Origin of the sequence: Cryptosporangium aurantiacum (genome assembly GCF_900143005.1) — a bacterium.
In the GTDB taxonomy this organism is placed as follows: Bacteria; Actinomycetota; Actinomycetes; order Mycobacteriales; family Cryptosporangiaceae; genus Cryptosporangium; species Cryptosporangium aurantiacum.
This window is the reverse complement of sequence record NZ_FRCS01000005.1, coordinates 23,280-38,647: the sequence shown is the minus strand read 5'-3', so window position 1 is coordinate 38,647 and position 15,368 is coordinate 23,280. Positions and strand designations below refer to the sequence as shown.

General features: G+C 69.9%; 15 protein-coding genes. 6 read left to right on the top strand and 9 right to left on the bottom strand.

Translation table 11 applies throughout. The features are described 5' to 3' along the window. The first annotated feature begins 57 nt into the window (after window positions 1–57). Entirely contained in the window at window positions 58–1,245 is a 1,188-nt protein-coding gene (locus tag BUB75_RS17700) for an alkane 1-monooxygenase (RefSeq protein WP_073258600.1), read from the top strand. After that, the gene (locus BUB75_RS17695; protein WP_073258598.1) at window positions 1,242–1,898 is read left to right on the top strand and encodes a TetR/AcrR family transcriptional regulator; all 657 of its coding nucleotides are present in this window, start codon (window positions 1,242–1,244) and stop codon (window positions 1,896–1,898) included. The genes BUB75_RS17700 and BUB75_RS17695 overlap by 4 nt, the downstream gene beginning before the upstream one ends. A gap of 29 nt (window positions 1,899–1,927) precedes the next feature. Here the strand turns inward: BUB75_RS17695 and BUB75_RS17690 are convergent, their stop codons facing one another. After that, window positions 1,928–2,410 (bottom strand): flavin reductase family protein, encoded by a 483-nt coding sequence (locus BUB75_RS17690; RefSeq protein ID WP_073258596.1) that lies wholly within the window; start codon window positions 2,408–2,410, stop codon window positions 1,928–1,930. Between the two features lie 35 nt (window positions 2,411–2,445). Between BUB75_RS17690 and BUB75_RS17685 the strand changes: the two genes are divergently transcribed. Beyond that, window positions 2,446–3,387, top strand: a complete 942-nt coding sequence (locus tag BUB75_RS17685) for a zinc-binding dehydrogenase (RefSeq protein WP_073258594.1) — start codon at window positions 2,446–2,448, stop codon at window positions 3,385–3,387. A gap of 45 nt (window positions 3,388–3,432) precedes the next feature. On the opposite strand, the gene BUB75_RS17680 is transcribed toward BUB75_RS17685, so the two are convergent. The 8 genes from BUB75_RS17680 to BUB75_RS17650 form a co-directional block, all read right to left on the bottom strand. Then, a complete protein-coding gene (locus BUB75_RS17680; RefSeq protein WP_143175272.1) occupies window positions 3,433–4,122 on the bottom strand; it encodes a hypothetical protein in 690 nt (229 codons plus the stop codon). A gap of 154 nt (window positions 4,123–4,276) precedes the next feature. Beyond that, window positions 4,277–5,002 (bottom strand): hypothetical protein, encoded by a 726-nt coding sequence (locus tag BUB75_RS17675; protein WP_143175271.1) that lies wholly within the window; start codon window positions 5,000–5,002, stop codon window positions 4,277–4,279. Between the two features lie 89 nt (window positions 5,003–5,091). Next, a complete protein-coding gene (locus tag BUB75_RS17670; RefSeq protein WP_073258587.1) occupies window positions 5,092–5,829 on the bottom strand; it encodes a hypothetical protein in 738 nt (245 codons plus the stop codon). Window positions 5,830–5,833: 4 nt separating this feature from the next. Further along, window positions 5,834–6,010 (bottom strand): DUF6104 family protein, encoded by a 177-nt coding sequence (locus BUB75_RS46280; protein WP_178379900.1) that lies wholly within the window; start codon window positions 6,008–6,010, stop codon window positions 5,834–5,836. Between the two features lie 2 nt (window positions 6,011–6,012). After that, window positions 6,013–9,864: a multifunctional oxoglutarate decarboxylase/oxoglutarate dehydrogenase thiamine pyrophosphate-binding subunit/dihydrolipoyllysine-residue succinyltransferase subunit gene (locus BUB75_RS17665; protein WP_073258585.1), complete on the bottom strand. Its 3,852-nt coding sequence runs from the start codon at window positions 9,862–9,864 to the stop codon at window positions 6,013–6,015. A 235-nt stretch (window positions 9,865–10,099) separates the two neighbouring features. Further along, the gene (locus BUB75_RS17660) at window positions 10,100–10,879 is read right to left on the bottom strand and encodes an ABC transporter permease (RefSeq protein ID WP_084741422.1); all 780 of its coding nucleotides are present in this window, start codon (window positions 10,877–10,879) and stop codon (window positions 10,100–10,102) included. Continuing rightward, complete coding sequence (locus tag BUB75_RS17655; protein WP_218617592.1) at window positions 10,879–11,793, bottom strand: ABC transporter ATP-binding protein; 915 nt, start codon at window positions 11,791–11,793, stop codon at window positions 10,879–10,881. The genes BUB75_RS17660 and BUB75_RS17655 overlap by 1 nt, the downstream gene beginning before the upstream one ends. A gap of 4 nt (window positions 11,794–11,797) precedes the next feature. Then, window positions 11,798–12,211 carry a DUF3052 domain-containing protein gene (locus BUB75_RS17650; RefSeq protein ID WP_073258579.1) on the bottom strand — a complete coding sequence of 138 codons (414 nt, stop codon included), beginning with the start codon at window positions 12,209–12,211 and terminating at the stop codon, window positions 11,798–11,800. A gap of 217 nt (window positions 12,212–12,428) precedes the next feature. On the opposite strand from BUB75_RS17650, the gene BUB75_RS17645 reads away from it, so the two are divergent. The 3 genes from BUB75_RS17645 to BUB75_RS17635 all read left to right on the top strand — a co-directional run bounded on the left by BUB75_RS17645 (window position 12,429) and on the right by BUB75_RS17635 (window position 15,366). Next, window positions 12,429–13,160 (top strand): hypothetical protein, encoded by a 732-nt coding sequence (locus BUB75_RS17645; protein ID WP_073258577.1) that lies wholly within the window; start codon window positions 12,429–12,431, stop codon window positions 13,158–13,160. Between the two features lie 160 nt (window positions 13,161–13,320). After that, window positions 13,321–13,791, top strand: a complete 471-nt coding sequence (locus tag BUB75_RS17640; protein ID WP_073258575.1) for a MarR family winged helix-turn-helix transcriptional regulator — start codon at window positions 13,321–13,323, stop codon at window positions 13,789–13,791. A 120-nt stretch (window positions 13,792–13,911) separates the two neighbouring features. After that, window positions 13,912–15,366: a cytochrome ubiquinol oxidase subunit I gene (locus tag BUB75_RS17635; RefSeq protein WP_073258573.1), complete on the top strand. Its 1,455-nt coding sequence runs from the start codon at window positions 13,912–13,914 to the stop codon at window positions 15,364–15,366. The last annotated feature ends 2 nt before the right edge of the window (window positions 15,367–15,368 follow it).

The window sequence follows — 15,368 nt, the reverse complement described above, 5'->3', positions numbered from 1 at the left end:
ATGCCATTGAGCGGTGTCGAGGTCCGACTCCCGCCTCACCGGAGAGGACCCAGCACAATGTCGACCGAAACCAGCAGAATCTCGTGGCGCGACGGCCGCCGGTACCTGTGGCCGTCGGCCATCATGGTTCCGATGCTGCCGTTCCTGAGCTACGGGATCGTGTCGCAGACCGGAGTCGAGGGCTGGTGGTGGCTCACGCCAGGCCTGGTCTTCGTCCTGATCCCACTGGTCGACATGGTCGGCGGTGACGACGTCGGGAACCCGCCCGAGGACGCGGCGAAGACGCTGCAGTCCGACCGCTACTACCGCTGGTTGACCTACCTCTACCTGCCGCTCCAGCTCGGTGGCCTGGTACTCGGGTCCTGGCAGTGGCAGCAGGGTGACCTCGGATGGGTCGGCCTGCTCGGCGTCCTGGTCTCGATCGGCACCGTGAACGGCATCGCGATCAACGCCGCGCACGAACTCGGGCACAAGCGCGAGAGCCTGGAGCGCTGGCTGTCGAAGATCGCGCTCGCGCCGACCGCCTATGGGCACTTCTACGTCGAGCACAACCGTGGTCACCACACCCGGGTCGCCACTCCCGAGGACGCCGCGAGCTCCCGGTTGGGGGAGAGCTTCTGGCGGTTCTGGCCCCGGACGGTGTGGGGCAGCCTGAAGTCGGCGTGGCACCTCGAGAGCAGCCGATTCGCGTTGCGGAAGCGCAACCGCTGGTCCTGGCGCAACGACGTGCTGAACGCATGGGCGATGACGCTCGCGCTGTTCGTCGTGCTCACCGTCGCCTTCGGACCGGGGCTGATCCCGTTCCTGATCGCCCAGGCGGTGCTCGGCTTCTCGTTCCTGGAGGTCGTCAACTACCTGGAGCACTACGGCCTGTGCCGGCAGCGGGTGGGCGAGAGCGGACGTTACGAGCGAGTCGACGAGCAGCACAGCTGGAACTCGAATCGCCTGGTCACCAACATGTTCCTCTACCAGCTGCAGCGGCACAGCGACCACCACGCCAACCCGATCCGGCGGTACCAGATCCTGCGGACGTTCGACACCTCACCGCAGCTTCCGGCGGGCTATGCCACGATGATCGTCGTGGCGCTCTTTCCCCCGCTCTGGCGCCGGATCATGGATCCGCGGGTGATCGCCCACTACGGCGGCGACCTCGACCAGGCGAACCTGCATCAGCCCGCCCGGGCCCAGCTGCTCGCGCGGTACGGCCCCCGGCCCGGCGGTGCCCTCGCCGCGGAAGCCCCTTGAGCACGGACGAGTTCGTCGGCGCGGGGCCCTTGGGAGGCGCACAGTCTTCCGAGGGTCGGCGCCGGTACGTCGAACGGGCTCGCGCAGGCATGCGCGAGGCCGTGCTGGACGCCGTCGAGGTGCTGGTGCGCGACCGGGGCTGGCAACAGACCCGGATGGCCGACGTCGCGGACGCGGCCGGGGTCAGCAGGCAGACCGTCTACCAGCTGTTCGGCTCCCGCGAGGAACTGGCCCAGCACTACATCCTCCGCGAGGCGGACCGCTTCCTGGGCAGCGTCGAGAGCGCGGTCGCCGCGCACGCCGACGACCCCTACGCGGCGGTGGAGGCGGCGCTCGACGCGTTCCTCACCGGTGCCGCCGACAACCTGATGGTGAAGGCGATCCTCTGCGGTGATGGCAGCAGCGACCTGCTGCCGCTGGTCACGACCCAGGGCCTGCCGGTGATCGAGGTGGCGCGGGAACGGCTGATCGCGGTGATCGGCGCGCACTGGCCGACGCTCGCCGCGGCGGACGTGCGGGTGTTCGCGGAGACGATCGTCCGGCTGGCGATCAGCCACGCGACGGTGGCCAGCGGTGACACGTCGCACGCCGTACAGGACGTCGTCGGGGTGCTACGGCCGTTCATCGCCGAGGTGTTCGCGGCAGCAGACTGACCCCGTAGGCGGATGCGTCGACAAAGCTTTCAGCCCGTTGGGGGCGCGAGCCGGCGGTAGCGGCCGTGCGCGAACACCAGCGGGTCGTTGTCGGCGCCGAGCCCGGACGCGCTGACCCGACCGGTGACGAACACGTGGTCCCCGGCCGGGTGCACCGACTCCAGCATGCAGTCGATCCACGCGATGACGCCGTCGAGCACCGGCGCACCAGAGACGGGCGAGGGACGCCATCCGACGCCCGCGAACCGATCGGCGACCGCTCCGGCGAACCGCCGCGCCAGCGCCTCCTGGTCGACCGCGAGCACGTTCACGCAGAACGCGCCGACCTGTTCGATCGACGGCCACGACCGGGACGTCACCGCGGGGAAGAACCCGACGAGCGGTGGCTCCAGCGAGACCGCGGTGAACGAGTTGATCGAGAGCCCGACCGGGCCGGGCGCGGTGGCGGCGGTGACGATCACGACGCCGGTCGCGAAGTGCCCGAGGACGTGCCGATACGTGTGACGGTTCACAACCCGACCAGACTACCCGCCGGTAGTGTCAGGTCGTGTTCGCCGCATACGCCGCTCGTATCGATGACGCCGATCCGCTGTCCGCGCTGGAGACCGGTCAAGTGCCGGATCCGACGCCTCCCGACGGCTGGGTGATCGTTGACGTCGTCGCCAGCGCTCTCAACCATCACGATCTCTGGTCGCTCAAGGGCGTCGGCCTCGGTGCAGACGCGCTGCCGATGATTCTCGGCTGCGACGCCGCCGGACGCGACCCCGACGGCAACGAGGTCGTCATCTACTCGGTGGTCGCCGACCCCGCGACCGGGAAGACGTCGATCCTTTCCGAGAAGTTCCAGGGGACGCTGGCCGAGAAGGTCGCGGTGCCGCGGGAGTCGCTGGTGCCCAAGCCGGCCGAGCTCTCGTTCGCCGAGGCGGCGTGCCTGCCGACCGCGTGGCTCACCGCGTACCGGATGCTCGTCTCGTGCGGGCAGGTCGGCGCCGGGTCGTCGGTGCTGGTGCAGGGCGCCGGGGGCGGTGTAGCGACCGCCGCGATCGCGATCGGCGTGGCGCTCGGGGCCACCGTCTACGCGACCAGCCGCGACGCGTCGAAGCGGGAGCGGGCCGAGAAGCTCGGTGCGATCGCGCTGGAGAGCGGTGCACGGCTGCCGCAGCGCGTCGACTGCGTGATCGAGACCGTGGGTGAGGCGACGTTCGACCACTCGCAGAAGTCGCTGAAGCCGGGCGGTCGGCTGGTCGTGTCCGGTGCGACCTCGGGCCACCTGCCGCGGCTCGACCTGCGTCGGCTGTTCTTCCACAACATCTCGGTGCTGGGGACGTCGATGGGATCGCGGGAGGAGCTGGCCGGGCTGCTCGATTTGTGCGCCCGCACCGGCCTGCGCCCGATCATCGACTCCACGTTCACGCTCGCGAACGCCCGCGACGCGTTCGCGCACCTGAACAGCGGCGACGTCTTCGGCAAGGTCATCGTCACCCCGTGAGCCGAAGCGGATCGGGCTCGCCGCGACGAGCCCGATCCGCAGCCGTCAGGCCTTCTTCAGATCGGCGAGGATGCCTCGGATGACGGGCTCGAAGGTCGTCTGGGGATTGTCTGCCCCGGTGCTGCTCTGGAGCACCGAGACGAGGTTGTGCCCCACCGCGAACTGGTACAGCGAGAAGTAGACCGTAATCCCCTCGACGGTGGTTGTGAACTGGATCGCGGACTGCTTCTCGCCCAGCGCGAGCGGCGTCAATTTCTTCGCGGTCACCGGGTAGGTGCCGTCGGGCTCGGTGGCGGAGAACGACGCGCACTGGTCGGCGGACGCGCCTGCCTCGATCGGCAGGGCGCTGTCGGCGGCGTTCGTCCAGGAGGCGACCTCGAAGAGGACCTCGGTGTACGAGCCGGGGGCCTCTGCGGTGTAGCCGGTGTTCTCCATGACCGCGATCTTCGGCTTGTAGCCGCTGTAGTCGGTGGCCACCTGGTTCCAGAGTGGGGCACAGGAGGCCGGTTCGACCTGGGAGTCTCCGTCCTCAGCGGGCACCGGAGTCGCCTTCCAGCCGCTGCCGGGCAGGTCGGTCAGGGCGGGAAGCGCGGCTTTGGCCTCGGCGGCGGTGAGCAGCCGGGCCTCGGGGGCTTCGGACGGGCTGGGCGACGCGGAGGGCGCCGGCTGGTCGACGGCGGCGGGTTTCGTGGCGGAGTCGGAGTCGTCGCTGCATCCCGTGAGTGCGAGAGTCAAGGCGCAGACGGTGGCTACGAACACGCTGGTGCGAGTGAACACTCAGTCACGGTAGTGGTCTGCTCTCACAGGAGTGACACAGGGTCCGGCAATCAGTGGAGCCCGTCGGCGTACACCGGCGGGCTCCACGGTCGACAGCGGTCGGTAGCGAGTGTCAGGCGGTCTTCTGCAGGTCCGTCACGATCGACTCGACCAGGGGCTTGTACTCGTTCGACTTGTCGGTGGGGTCGGGGCTGGTCTGGACCATGCTGATCAGGTTGTGGCCGATCCTCGCCTCGAAGACCGTCAGGTAGATCTTGGTGCCCTGGAATTCGGCCGCGAGCCGCACCGCGGCCTGCTGCTCACCGATCTGCAGCGGCGTAAGCGTCTCGGCGGTGAACTCCAGCGTCAGGCCCTCCTCGGTGGCGGAGAACGTCTTGCAGTTTTCGACGAGCTGCGCCGCGGTGAGCGGCAGTTGGCTGTCGGCCTCGTTGGTCCAGGAGGCCACCTCGAACAGCAGCTCGGTCTGGCCGGCGGCCTCGTTCGTGAACGTGATGTTCTCCCTGGCTGCCAGCTTCGACTTGTAGCCGGTGTAGTCGGTGGAGATCTCGTTCATCACCGGGGAGCACTTCTCCGGCGTCACCTTGGGTTCGGTGGTTTCGGTGGAGGCGGGGGCGGTCGTCCAGCCGCTGCCGGGCAGCTCGGAGATCGCGGGGAGTGCCGCCTTCGCGTCGGCGGCGGTCAGCAGGCGGCCCTCGGGCTTCTCAGCACCACCCGTCGGGGACGCGGAGGTCGCCGGCTTGTCGGCGGTGTCCGCGCTGTCGTTCTCGCTTCCGCATCCGGCCAGCGCGGCGCTCAGGGCAACCGCGGCGGCGATCAACAAACTCGTTCGAGTGAACATGTCGGCGCACCATAGTGGACCCTGCCATTGGTGATTGCGCAGCATCCTGCAACCACTTGTGCTCGGTGCCCAAAATCGCTGGGCCGGAGTCAGGCGGCCAGCCGCCCGCGCAGCCTCTCCAGCGTCGGCCAGTAGGTCTCCAGCGGGTCCTCGAACTCCGTGCCGACATGGATCATCGTGATCACGTTCCGGTCGATCTTCGCCTCGAACGTCGTGACGTGGACGGGCACGCCCTTCACCGTCAGCGTCAGCCGGAACGCGCACTGCTCGCGGCCGAGCGGTAACGGGCGCATCTGGGCGGCCGTCACCTGGAACGTCCCGCTCGAGTCCCGGCCGGTGAACGAGCCGCACTGACCGGCCAGCACGTCAGCCTCCGACGGCCGGACGGTGTCCGCGGCGTTCCGCCAGGATTCGACGATGAACGTGACCGTCGTCCGAGTACCGGTCGCGGTCGTCTTCGAGAACGAGACCTCGGACTCGACCGCCGCCAGCCGCCGGTTCCGGTCGACCTCCGGATCGAGCAGCGGCAGGCACACCGGCGGGTCGGCCGACGTGCCGCTGACGTAAGCCGAAGGACGTCCGCTACCGGTGGTGGTGCGCGGCCGCCCGGGATCGGTGGTCCACCCGGTGCCCCCGATCTCGTGGACGGACGGAAGCACACCCTCCGCCTCGTCCGCGGTCAGTAACCGGCCCTCGCGCGTCTCGGTCGCCGAGGGTGCCGGAGACGCCGTGGCCGGGGAATCCTCGGCGTCGGACCCTAAAACGCCGCACCCGCCGAGAGCGAAACTCAGGGCGAGTGCGGCGGCCGATGCGGACCAGGAACGCATCCGGTTATTCGTCGTCCTCGTCGGACCGCGCGAGGTACGTCGCGAGCCGCTCGACGGGGGTCTCGAACTCGGGGTTGAGGTCGACGAAGTCGCGGAGCTGCTCGGCGAGCCAGCCGAGCGTCACGGTCTCCTCGCCGCGACGCTCAGCCAGCTCCTCGATGCCCTTGTCGGTGAAGTACACGCTCAGCCCTTGGTGGGTAGCGCGGCCTCGATGAGGGCCTTCTGCTCCTGCTCGTGCACCTTGCTCGACCCGACGGCCGGCGACGCGGCGGCCTTGCGCGAGACCCGACGCAGCCGGATGCCCTCGAGCTGCTCCAGCAGGTTCAGCGCGACGAAGCTCCAGGCGCCCTGGTTCGCCGGCTCCTCCTGCACCCACACGTGGTCCTCGGCGTTCGAGTAGCGGTCCAGCGCCGCCCGCGCCTCGTTGACCGGCAGCGGGTAGAGCTGCTCCAGCCGGATGATCGCGACGTCGTCGAGCTTGCGCTGCGCCCGCGCCGCGGCCAGGTCGTAGTAGACCTTGCCGGAGCAGAGCAGCACGCGCTTGACCTTGGCCGGGTCGGGCTTGACGCCGTCCACCCCCGGGTCGTCGATGACCGGCTGGAAGCGGCTGCCCTCGGTGAACTCCTCCAGCGGCGAGACCGCGGCCCGGTGCCGCAGCAGCGACTTCGGCGTGAACGCGACCAGCGGGCGGTGGATGCCCGACAGCGCCTGCCGGCGGAGCAGGTGGAACCAGTTCGCCGGCGTCGTGCAGTCGACGACCGTCATGTTGTCTTCCGCGCACATCTGCAGGAAGCGCTCGATGCGGCCGGACGAGTGGTCCGGGCCCTGGCCCTCCTGGCCGTGCGGCAGCAGCAGGCCGACGTTCGACCGCTGGCCCCACTTCGCCTCACCCGAGGACACGAACTCGTCGATCACGGTCTGGGCGCCGTTGACGAAGTCGCCGAACTGCGCCTCCCACAGCACCAGCGCGTCCGGCTGAGCCAGCGAGTAGCCGTACTCGAAGCCCATCGCCGCGTACTCCGACAGCAGTGAGTCGTGCACGAAGAACCGGCCGGTGCCCTGGTCGTTCCGCGCACCGAGCAGGTCGAGCGGCGTGAACTCCGAGCCGTTCTCCTTGTCGATGAGCACCGAGTGCCGCTGGACGAACGTGCCGCGGCGGGAGTCCTGACCGGCCAGCCGGACGACCTTGCCCTGCGCCACCAGCGTGCCGAGCGCGAGGATCTCGCCGAACGCCCAGTCGATGTTGCCCTCGCGGGTCATCTTCTGGCGCTTCTCCATGAGCGGCTTGACCCGCGGGTGCGGGTGGAAGCCCTCGGGGTAGCTCACGTGCGCGTCGCCGACCCGGTGGAGCAGGTCGAGCGGCACCGCGGTGTCGACGATCTGCTCGGACGGGTTCGGCTGCAGCTTCGGCTCCCGGCGCGACGTCTGCGTGGAGTCCTTCGTCGCGCGGAAGACCTGCTCGAGCTTGCCCTGGAAGTCCTTGAGGGCTTCCTCGGCCTCCTCGACCGTGATGTCGCCGCGCCCGATCAGGGCCTCGGTGTAGAGCTTCCGGACGCTGCGCTTGTTGTCGATGATCGCGTACATCTCCGGGTTGCTCATCGAGGGGTCGTCCCCCTCGTTGTGCCCCCGGCGCCGGTAGCAGACCAGGTCGATGACGACGTCCTTGTGGAACGCCTGCCGGTACTCGAACGCCAGCCGCGCCACGCGGACGCAGGCCTCCGGGTCGTCGCCGTTCACGTGGAAGATCGGCGCCTGGATCATCCGGGCCACGTCGGTCGAGTAGAAGCTCGACCGGGAGTAGGCCGGGGCGGTGGTGAAACCGACCTGATTGTTGACGACGACGTGCACGGTGCCACCGGTGCGGTATCCGCGCAGCTGGGAGAGGTTCAGCGTCTCGGCGACCACGCCCTGGCCGGCGAACGCGGCGTCGCCGTGCAGCAGCACCGGCAGCACCGTGTAGCCCTCGAGACCCTTGTCGAGCAGGTCCTGCTTGGCCCTGACGATGCCCTCAAGGACCGGGTTGACCGCCTCGAGGTGGCTCGGGTTGCTGGTCAGCGAGACCTTGATCGTGTGCTGGCCGTCCGGGGTCGTGTACTTCGACTCCGCGCCCAGGTGGTACTTCACGTCGCCGGAGCCCTGGGTGGACTCCGGGTCCATGTTGCCCTCGAACTCGTTGAACACCTTCTCGTACGGCTTGCCGACGATGTTCGTCAGCACGTTCAGCCGGCCGCGGTGCGCCATGCCGATGACGAGCTCGTCCATGTCGTCCTCGGCCGACGCCTGGAGCACCTCGTCCAGCAGCGGGATCACGGCCTCGGCGCCCTCGAGCGAGAACCGCTTCTGCCCCACGAACTTCGTCTGCAGGAACGTCTCGAACGCCTCGGCCTCGTTCAGCTTGGCCAGGATGCGCTTCTGTGTCTCGGGGTCGGGCTTGGAGTGCTTGACCTCGACCCGCTTCGCGATCCAGGCCCGCTCGACCGGCTCCTGGATGTGCATGTACTCGACGCCGATCCGACGGCAGTACGAGTCACGCAGCACACCGAGGATCTCGCGCAGCTTCATCGTCCGCTGGCCGGAGAAGCCACCGACCGGGAACGTGCGGTCGAGGTCCCACAGCGTCAGGCCGTGCTCGAGGATGTCGAGGTCGGCGTGGCGGCGCTGGCGGTACTCCAGCGGGTCGGTGTCGGCCATCAGGTGGCCGCGGACCCGGTAGGAGTGGATCAGCTCGAGGATGCGCGAGGTCTTGTCGATCTCGCCCTCGTGCATCGTCGTGACGTCGCGGACCCAGCGGACCGGCTCGTACGGGATGCGCAGCGACGCGAAGATCTCGTCGTAGAAGCCGTCGGCGCCGAGCAGCAGCTGGTGGATCCGCTTGAGGAACTCGCCGGACTGCGCGCCCTGGATGATCCGGTGGTCGTAGGTGCTGGTCAGCGTGATGACCTTGCTGATCGCGCTGTTCGCCAGCTGCTCCTCGGACAGACCGGAGAACTCGGCCGGGTACTCCATCGCGCCAACGCCGAGGATCGTGCCCTGGCCCTTGGTGAGCCGCGGCATCGAGTGGACGGTGCCGATGCCGCCGGGGTTGGTCAGGCTGATCGTGGTCCCGGCGAAGTCGTCGGTGGTCAGCTTGCCGTTCCGGGCGCGGCGGACGATGTCCTCGTAGGCCTGCCAGAATTGCGAGAAGTCGAGCGTCTCGCACTTCTTGATGCTGGCGACGACGAGCGAGCGGCTGCCGTCCTTCTGCTGCAGGTCGATCGCGAGCCCGAGGTTGACGTGGTCGGGCACGAGCAGCGCCGGCTTACCGTCCACCTCGGTGTAGGAGTTGTTCATCTCCGGGTGGGACATCACGGCCTTGACCTGGGCCCAGCCGATCAGGTGCGTGAAGCTGACCTTCCCGCCCCGCGAGCGGGCCAGGTTGGAGTTGATGACGATCCGGTTGTCAGCCACCAGCTTCGCCGGGACCGCCCGCACGCTGGTGGCGGTCGGGACCTCGAGCGACGCCTCCATGTTCTGGACGATCCGCGCGGCAGCGCCGCGGATCGGCTTGGTGGAGGGGCCGGTCTTCTCCGGCTCGGCGGCCTTCGGCTCCGCAGCCTTGGCGGCCGGAGCAGGGGCCGGGGCGGGCTTCGCGGGGGCCGGCTTGGCCGGGCCGGGCTTGGGAGGCGCGGGCTTCGCAGCCGCCGACGCGGCCGGCCCGGGCTTCGGGGCAGGCTTGGGAGGCGCGGGCTTCGGCGCGGCCTTGCTCGCGAGCGTCGCCGGGGACGGTGCCCCACCGTTCGACGAGGACGTGGAGCCGCCGGCCCGCCCGTCCGCACGGTCCGCCGCCGGGGCGGTGCTGTTCTCGGTCGTGGCCGGACCGCTCGGGCTGCCCGCGCCGGTGGGCTTGTAATCGGCGAAGAACTCGTGCCAGGCCGGATCGACGCTGGCAGGGTCGGCGAGATACTGCTGGTAGATCTCCTCGACCACCCATTCGTTGGCCCCGAAGGCCGCCAGGGAATCCTCGGTCTGCGTTGAGGTGCTGCTCTGCGTCGACACGGCCGCGTGTTCGCCTTCTTCTCAGCTACTCGTGCGTACGGTTCGTTCGTTTTCGAGGGGGTTCCGGAGGAGCCCACCCACGGCACGGTAACCCCGCCGCCGCAACTGACCAGGCTACGCCGCAGCGCTATTGAGTGCTGAGCGCGCCCGGTCAGCGGAAGGGATTTCGAGTGCAACACGACACTCGGTTCTCAGGGGTCCCGCCCAGCCGAATCGGTTCAGTGCTCGCGGCGTGTCAGCTGACGTCGCGCGCCGCCGTGATCAGCGTTCCGTAGGCGGTGGTGAGGACGCCGTAGACGAGCAGGACGAGCGCGGCGATCCACCAGGCGGGCATATCCTCCAGCGGGATCACCGACGTCATCGCGCGGGACGCGCCGCCCGGGAGGTAGTACTGAAGGCTGCGGATCCAGTCCTGCTCGAAAGCGGCCGCGAGCTGCGGGAACACGAACCCGGAGCCGAGCTCGCCGAGGTACAGGACGATCGCGGCGACCACGGCGACGACCTGGTTGCGGATCATCGTCCCGAGGCCGACGCCGAAGATCATCCAGATCACGTAGGCCAGCGCGTTGAGGGCCACCGCGCCGAGTGCGGTGCCCAGTTCGGTTCCGGCCGGGACGCCGAGCGAGAGCAGCATCGCGGTTCCGCCGCCGACCGCCAGCACGGTGCTGATCGCGAAGAAAGAGAGTGCAAAAAATAGCCCGGCGGTGATCTTCGCCAGCACGACCCGGCTGCGGCGGGGCGTGGCGAGGAACGTCGAGGTGATCGTCTGATGGGTGTATTCGCTGGTGACGATCGTGACGCCGAAGATCATCGTGAGCAGCAGCCCGAAGTACTGGCCTGCGGTGAACACGCTCTGCTTCACGTCCGCCATGTCGTCCGCGGCCACGTCCTGGGCCTGCAGGAGCAGGTACCAGAACAGCAGCGCGAGCAGCGTCACCAGCAGCACGCCGAACGCGGTGGCCCAGCCGACCGCCAGCGACCGGATCTTCAGCAGCTCGGAACGCACTGTGTTCATCAACGGATCCCCGCGGTGTGGTTGGTCAGCGCGAGGAACAGGTCCTGCAGGTCGGACTGGACCGGTGTCAGCTCGTGCAGCTCCACCCCGGCGGCCAGCGCCACCCGGCCGATGTCCGCGGCCGCTACCCGCTCGATCATCAGGAGGCCGGGCTCACCCGCCGCCCGTACCGGCACCCCGGGCAGGGCTCGGACGAGCCGGTCGGCGTGCGGTGTGCGGACCCGGACGCCGGAGTGCGCCTCCGCCTTGAGTTCGGCGACGCGTCCCTGCCGGACGCTCCGGCCCGCCGCGATGATGACGACGTCGTCCACCGTCTGTTCGACCTCGCTGAGCAAGTGGGACGAGACGAGGACGGTCTTGCCCGCGGCGGCCAGCGAGCGGAGCAGCTCGCGCAACCAGCTGATCCCGGCCGGGTCGAGGCCGTTGGCAGGCTCGTCCAGGATCAGCACGCCGGGATCGCCGAGCAGCGCCTGCGCGAGCGCGAGCCGCTGGCGCATGCCGAGCGAGTAACCGCCGACCCGGCGGCCGGCGGCCGGTCCCATCCCCACCAGCTCCAGCGCCTGGTCCGCGCGCCGCGCGGGCAGGCCGGCGGCCGCGCAGAGGACGCGGAGGTGCGCGAGCCCGGTGCGGCGCTTGTGGAAGCCGGACGCCTCCAGCGCCGCGCCGACGACCTCCACCGGCCGGGGGAGGTCGGCGTAGCGGTGACCGCCGATCGTGGCGGAGCCGTGCGTCGGGGCGACCAGGCCCAGCAGCATCCGCAGCGTGGTCGTCTTGCCCGCGCCGTTCGGGCCGAGGAAGCCGGTGACGGTGCCGGGCTCGACCGTGAACGAGAGGTTGTCGACCGCGCGGATCGCGCCGAAGCGTTTGGTCAAGTTGTTGACCACGATCCGGCCGGGGTGCTGGTGAGGGCGCAACGGTCTACCGATCGGCGAGGCGGATCACGAACTTCAGGCCGGACCAGGTGCCGTCGACCGCGCAGACCTTGGTGTCCACCCGGCCGTTGGCCAGGCCGTAGTCCCGGACGACGTTCTCGTCGAGGTCGGTGGGGATCTTGGCGGCCCGCTTCGGCCAGGCGACCCAGAGCGCCCCGGCGGCGGTGGTGCGCTGGTGGACGGTTGGCCACCGCTCGCGCAGCGTCGCCTCGTCCGGGCAGAACAGCAGGACGACGTCGTAGGGCTGGTCCGAGACCGGGGTGCGATCCACCTCGACGTCGTCGGGCAGCGGAGCCAGCGCGAAGTCGGCAGGCGCGTTGTCGAGCAGCACCGAGTGGCCGGACTTCACGCCGAGCTTGCGTGGCAGCGGCGTGCCGCTGTAACCGGCGTCGGAACTCACGCGGTCACGCTAATGGTTCCGCCGATCCCGGCGGGTCCGAAACCTGACGTCAACAGGGGGTGGGACGCGAGTGACCGCTGTTTCTTAGGGATTTCGATGGTTAGCCGCTTTCAAACGGACTCCTCAAGACTTGCTCAGATCTGCGGCCTCCGGGTGACGCTGCGCGGATGCTCTCCGTCAGCGGGGGCCGTGGACGCCAGAGGGCTGGGAGGTCACCATGATCCGCTCGGAGGTGGACGCGCTGCGCGCAGCGATGGTCCGCGCACCGCTGGATCCGGCATGGGCGCCGTTCGAAGCGGCCATGCTCGTCCGGACGGCGGCCCGGCCCGGAATCTGCCGTTCCCCGGGAACCCGGCCGACCGTGCACCATCCCCGGCCGGAGACCTGGGCGGGCGAGCCGGGTCTTCTCGCCGAATTCGACACCGACGCCGCCGCGCAGCGGCTCGTATCGACGCTGGCCGCGATCGCCCCGTCCGCCGCGGTGGACTCGGGGTATCAGGGTGGGCGCCACCGCTACGAGATCCATCGGGTGACGGTCGCGCCCGAGGCGGGCGCGCAGGTGCAGGAGGTGCTCACCCGCTCGGCGTCGGCCGGGGCGACCGCGCTCCGGACGGTTGCCGTCGTGCCCGCGGGCAGCGCGGCACCGACCGCGGCCTCGCGTCGGCGACGGGAGCTGGTCATCGCGGCGGCGGCCTGGCGAGCCGCGTTGCTCGCGGTCGGACCGGGCCGGGGCGGCCCGGACGGGCTGGCGGTCCGGGTGGGTGACCCGTGGTCGGCGTCGACGCTGCTGCGCGCGGCCGACCTGCTCCGGGTGCCGGTGCGGGCGGTCCGGCGGCCGGGTGGCCAGCTGTTGACGGTGGACGGGCGGACCGCTCTCGGCGCGCTGGTCCACGTGGTGACCGGCGGCACGGGGGCGCCGGTCGCCGCGCGGGTCGGCCTGGTGGGCTGAGAAACACGCGGGCCGGAGCTCGTCGCCCGCGATCATTCGCGGGATCCCGAACACCGCGGCGGTGATCCGCGCGGGCTGGTGGTCGTGTTCGTGGCCGGGGCGGTCATGATGGTGGTGGCCCGGATCACGTGGAGGATGCAGTGCCACCGAAGGCGACGTCATGACCGCCCCGACGTGCGGTGCCACGGCCGGCCCCGGCGACGAGGCCGCGGAGGAGAGCGTCACCACACGGCTGCCGGTCGCGCTCGCCCGGCTGTCGCGCGCGCTGCGCCGCACCGAGCCGAGCGAGCTCGGCCCCGGGTCGGTCGCCGCGCTGGCCACCGTCCGGCGGGAAGGCCCGATCCGCCCCGGTGACCTGGCGCTGCGCGAGGGCGTGACCCCGTCGACGATGACCCGGATCGTCGCGCTGCTGGAGAACAATCAGTTCCTGGCCAGGGAGAACGACCCGGCCGACCGGCGCGCGTACCTGGTGCGCATCACCGAGGCCGGTGAAACCTTCCTGACCCGCCTGGCCGGCATCCGCTCGAAGGCCCTGCAGGCGCAGCTGGACCAGCTCTCTCCGGAGGAGCGCGCCGCGATCGAAGCAGCACTCCCGGTGCTCGAAACGCTGGCCGCGAACCTCTCCCGCTGAGTTCAGTGACGCGAAACCGGCCTCTACCGACGCGGTAGAGGCCGGTTTCGAGTCTCTGAGCGCAGCAGTATTCTGGAGTTGTCTACATGGCGTAGACGACTCGCTGGACGGGGAGCGCGGATGGACCAGCTCGACCTCGCGCGGTGGCAGTTCGGCATCACCACCGTTTACCACTACGTGTTCGTGCCGATCACGATCGGCCTCTCGGTGCTGGTCGCGGTCCTGGAAACCGCGTACGTGCGGACCGGCAAGGAGCACTACAAGCGCGCCGCCAAGTTCTGGGGCAAGCTCTTCCTGATCAACTTCGCGATCGGCGTCGCCACCGGGCTGGTCCAGGAGTTCCAGTTCGGCATGGCCTGGAGCGACTACTCGCGCTACGTGGGCGACGTGTTCGGCGCGCCGCTGGCGATCGAGGCGCTGCTCGCGTTCTTCCTCGAGTCGACGTTCCTCGGGTTGTGGATCTTCGGCTGGGACAAGCTCCCGAAGTGGGCGCACGCCGCGTGCATGTGGATCGTCGCGATCGGCACGATGCTCTCCGCGTACTTCATCCTGGCCGCCAACTCGTGGATGCAGCACCCGGTCGGGTACCGGATCAACCCGGACAGCGGCCGCGCGGAGCTGACCGACTTCGTCGCCGTGCTCACGAACTCGACGCTGCTCTCGGCGTTCCCGCACGTGCTGTTCGCCTGCTTCATGACCGGCGCGGCGCTGATGATCGGGGTGTCCGCCTGGCACCTGGCCCGGCGTCGGCACCAGGACGTCATGCGCCCGTCGTTCCGGCTCGCGTCCTGGGTGATGCTGGTGGCCGCGGTGGGCGTCGTGATCAGCGGTGACATGCAGGCCCGGATCATGACCGAGCAGCAGCCGATGAAGATGGCCGCGGCCGAAGCGCTCTACGACACGGTCGCTCCGGCGTCGTTCTCGATCTTCACGATCGGTTCGCTCGACGGTTCCGACGAGCTGTTCAGCGTCCGCGTCCCGCGTCTGCTCTCGTTCCTCGCGACCGCGACCTGGGACGGCGAGGTCGAGGGCATCAACGACGTCCAGCGCGAGGAGGAAGCGGCGTACGGCCCGGGCGACTACCGGCCGAACGTCCCGGTGGCGTACTGGACGTTCCGACTGATGATCGGCACCGGCCTACTCGCAGCGGCCGTGGCCGCGGCACTGCTCGTGCTCACCGGCCGCCCCGGACGGTGGATCCGCGGGCTGTGGCCGCGCCGGCTCGCACCACCGGACGGCGAGACCGTGCCGCGCAGGGTGTGGCGGATCGGGGTGTGGGCGATCCCGCTGCCGATCCTGGCCAACTCGTTCGGCTGGATCTTCACCGAGATGGGCCGCCAGCCGTGGGTGGTCTACGGCATGTTGCGCACCGCCGACGGTGTCTCACCGAGCGTCTCGGCGGGCACCGTGGCGACCTCGCTCACGGTCTTCACGCTCCTCTACGCGGTGCTCGGCGTCATCGAGTTCCGGCTGCTGCGGTCGTACGCGATGGCCGGGCCCGAGGAACCCGCCCCGGAGAAGCCCGTCGACGAGGACGCCGAGGACGCCGAGCGGCAGCTCGCGTTCGCGTACTGAGG

Coding starts and splice junctions, on each gene's coding strand:
- BUB75_RS17660 (WP_084741422.1), bottom strand. CDS start 10,879: ATGAACACAGTGCGTTCCGAGCTGCTGAAGATCCGGTCGCTGGCGGTC.
- BUB75_RS17700 (WP_073258600.1), top strand. CDS start 58: ATGTCGACCGAAACCAGCAGAATCTCGTGGCGCGACGGCCGCCGGTAC.
- BUB75_RS17645 (WP_073258577.1), top strand. CDS start 12,429: ATGATCCGCTCGGAGGTGGACGCGCTGCGCGCAGCGATGGTCCGCGCA.
- BUB75_RS17675 (WP_143175271.1), bottom strand. CDS start 5,002: ATGTTCACTCGAACGAGTTTGTTGATCGCCGCCGCGGTTGCCCTGAGC.
- BUB75_RS17640 (WP_073258575.1), top strand. CDS start 13,321: ATGACCGCCCCGACGTGCGGTGCCACGGCCGGCCCCGGCGACGAGGCC.
- BUB75_RS17635 (WP_073258573.1), top strand. CDS start 13,912: ATGGACCAGCTCGACCTCGCGCGGTGGCAGTTCGGCATCACCACCGTT.
- BUB75_RS17670 (WP_073258587.1), bottom strand. CDS start 5,829: ATGCGTTCCTGGTCCGCATCGGCCGCCGCACTCGCCCTGAGTTTCGCT.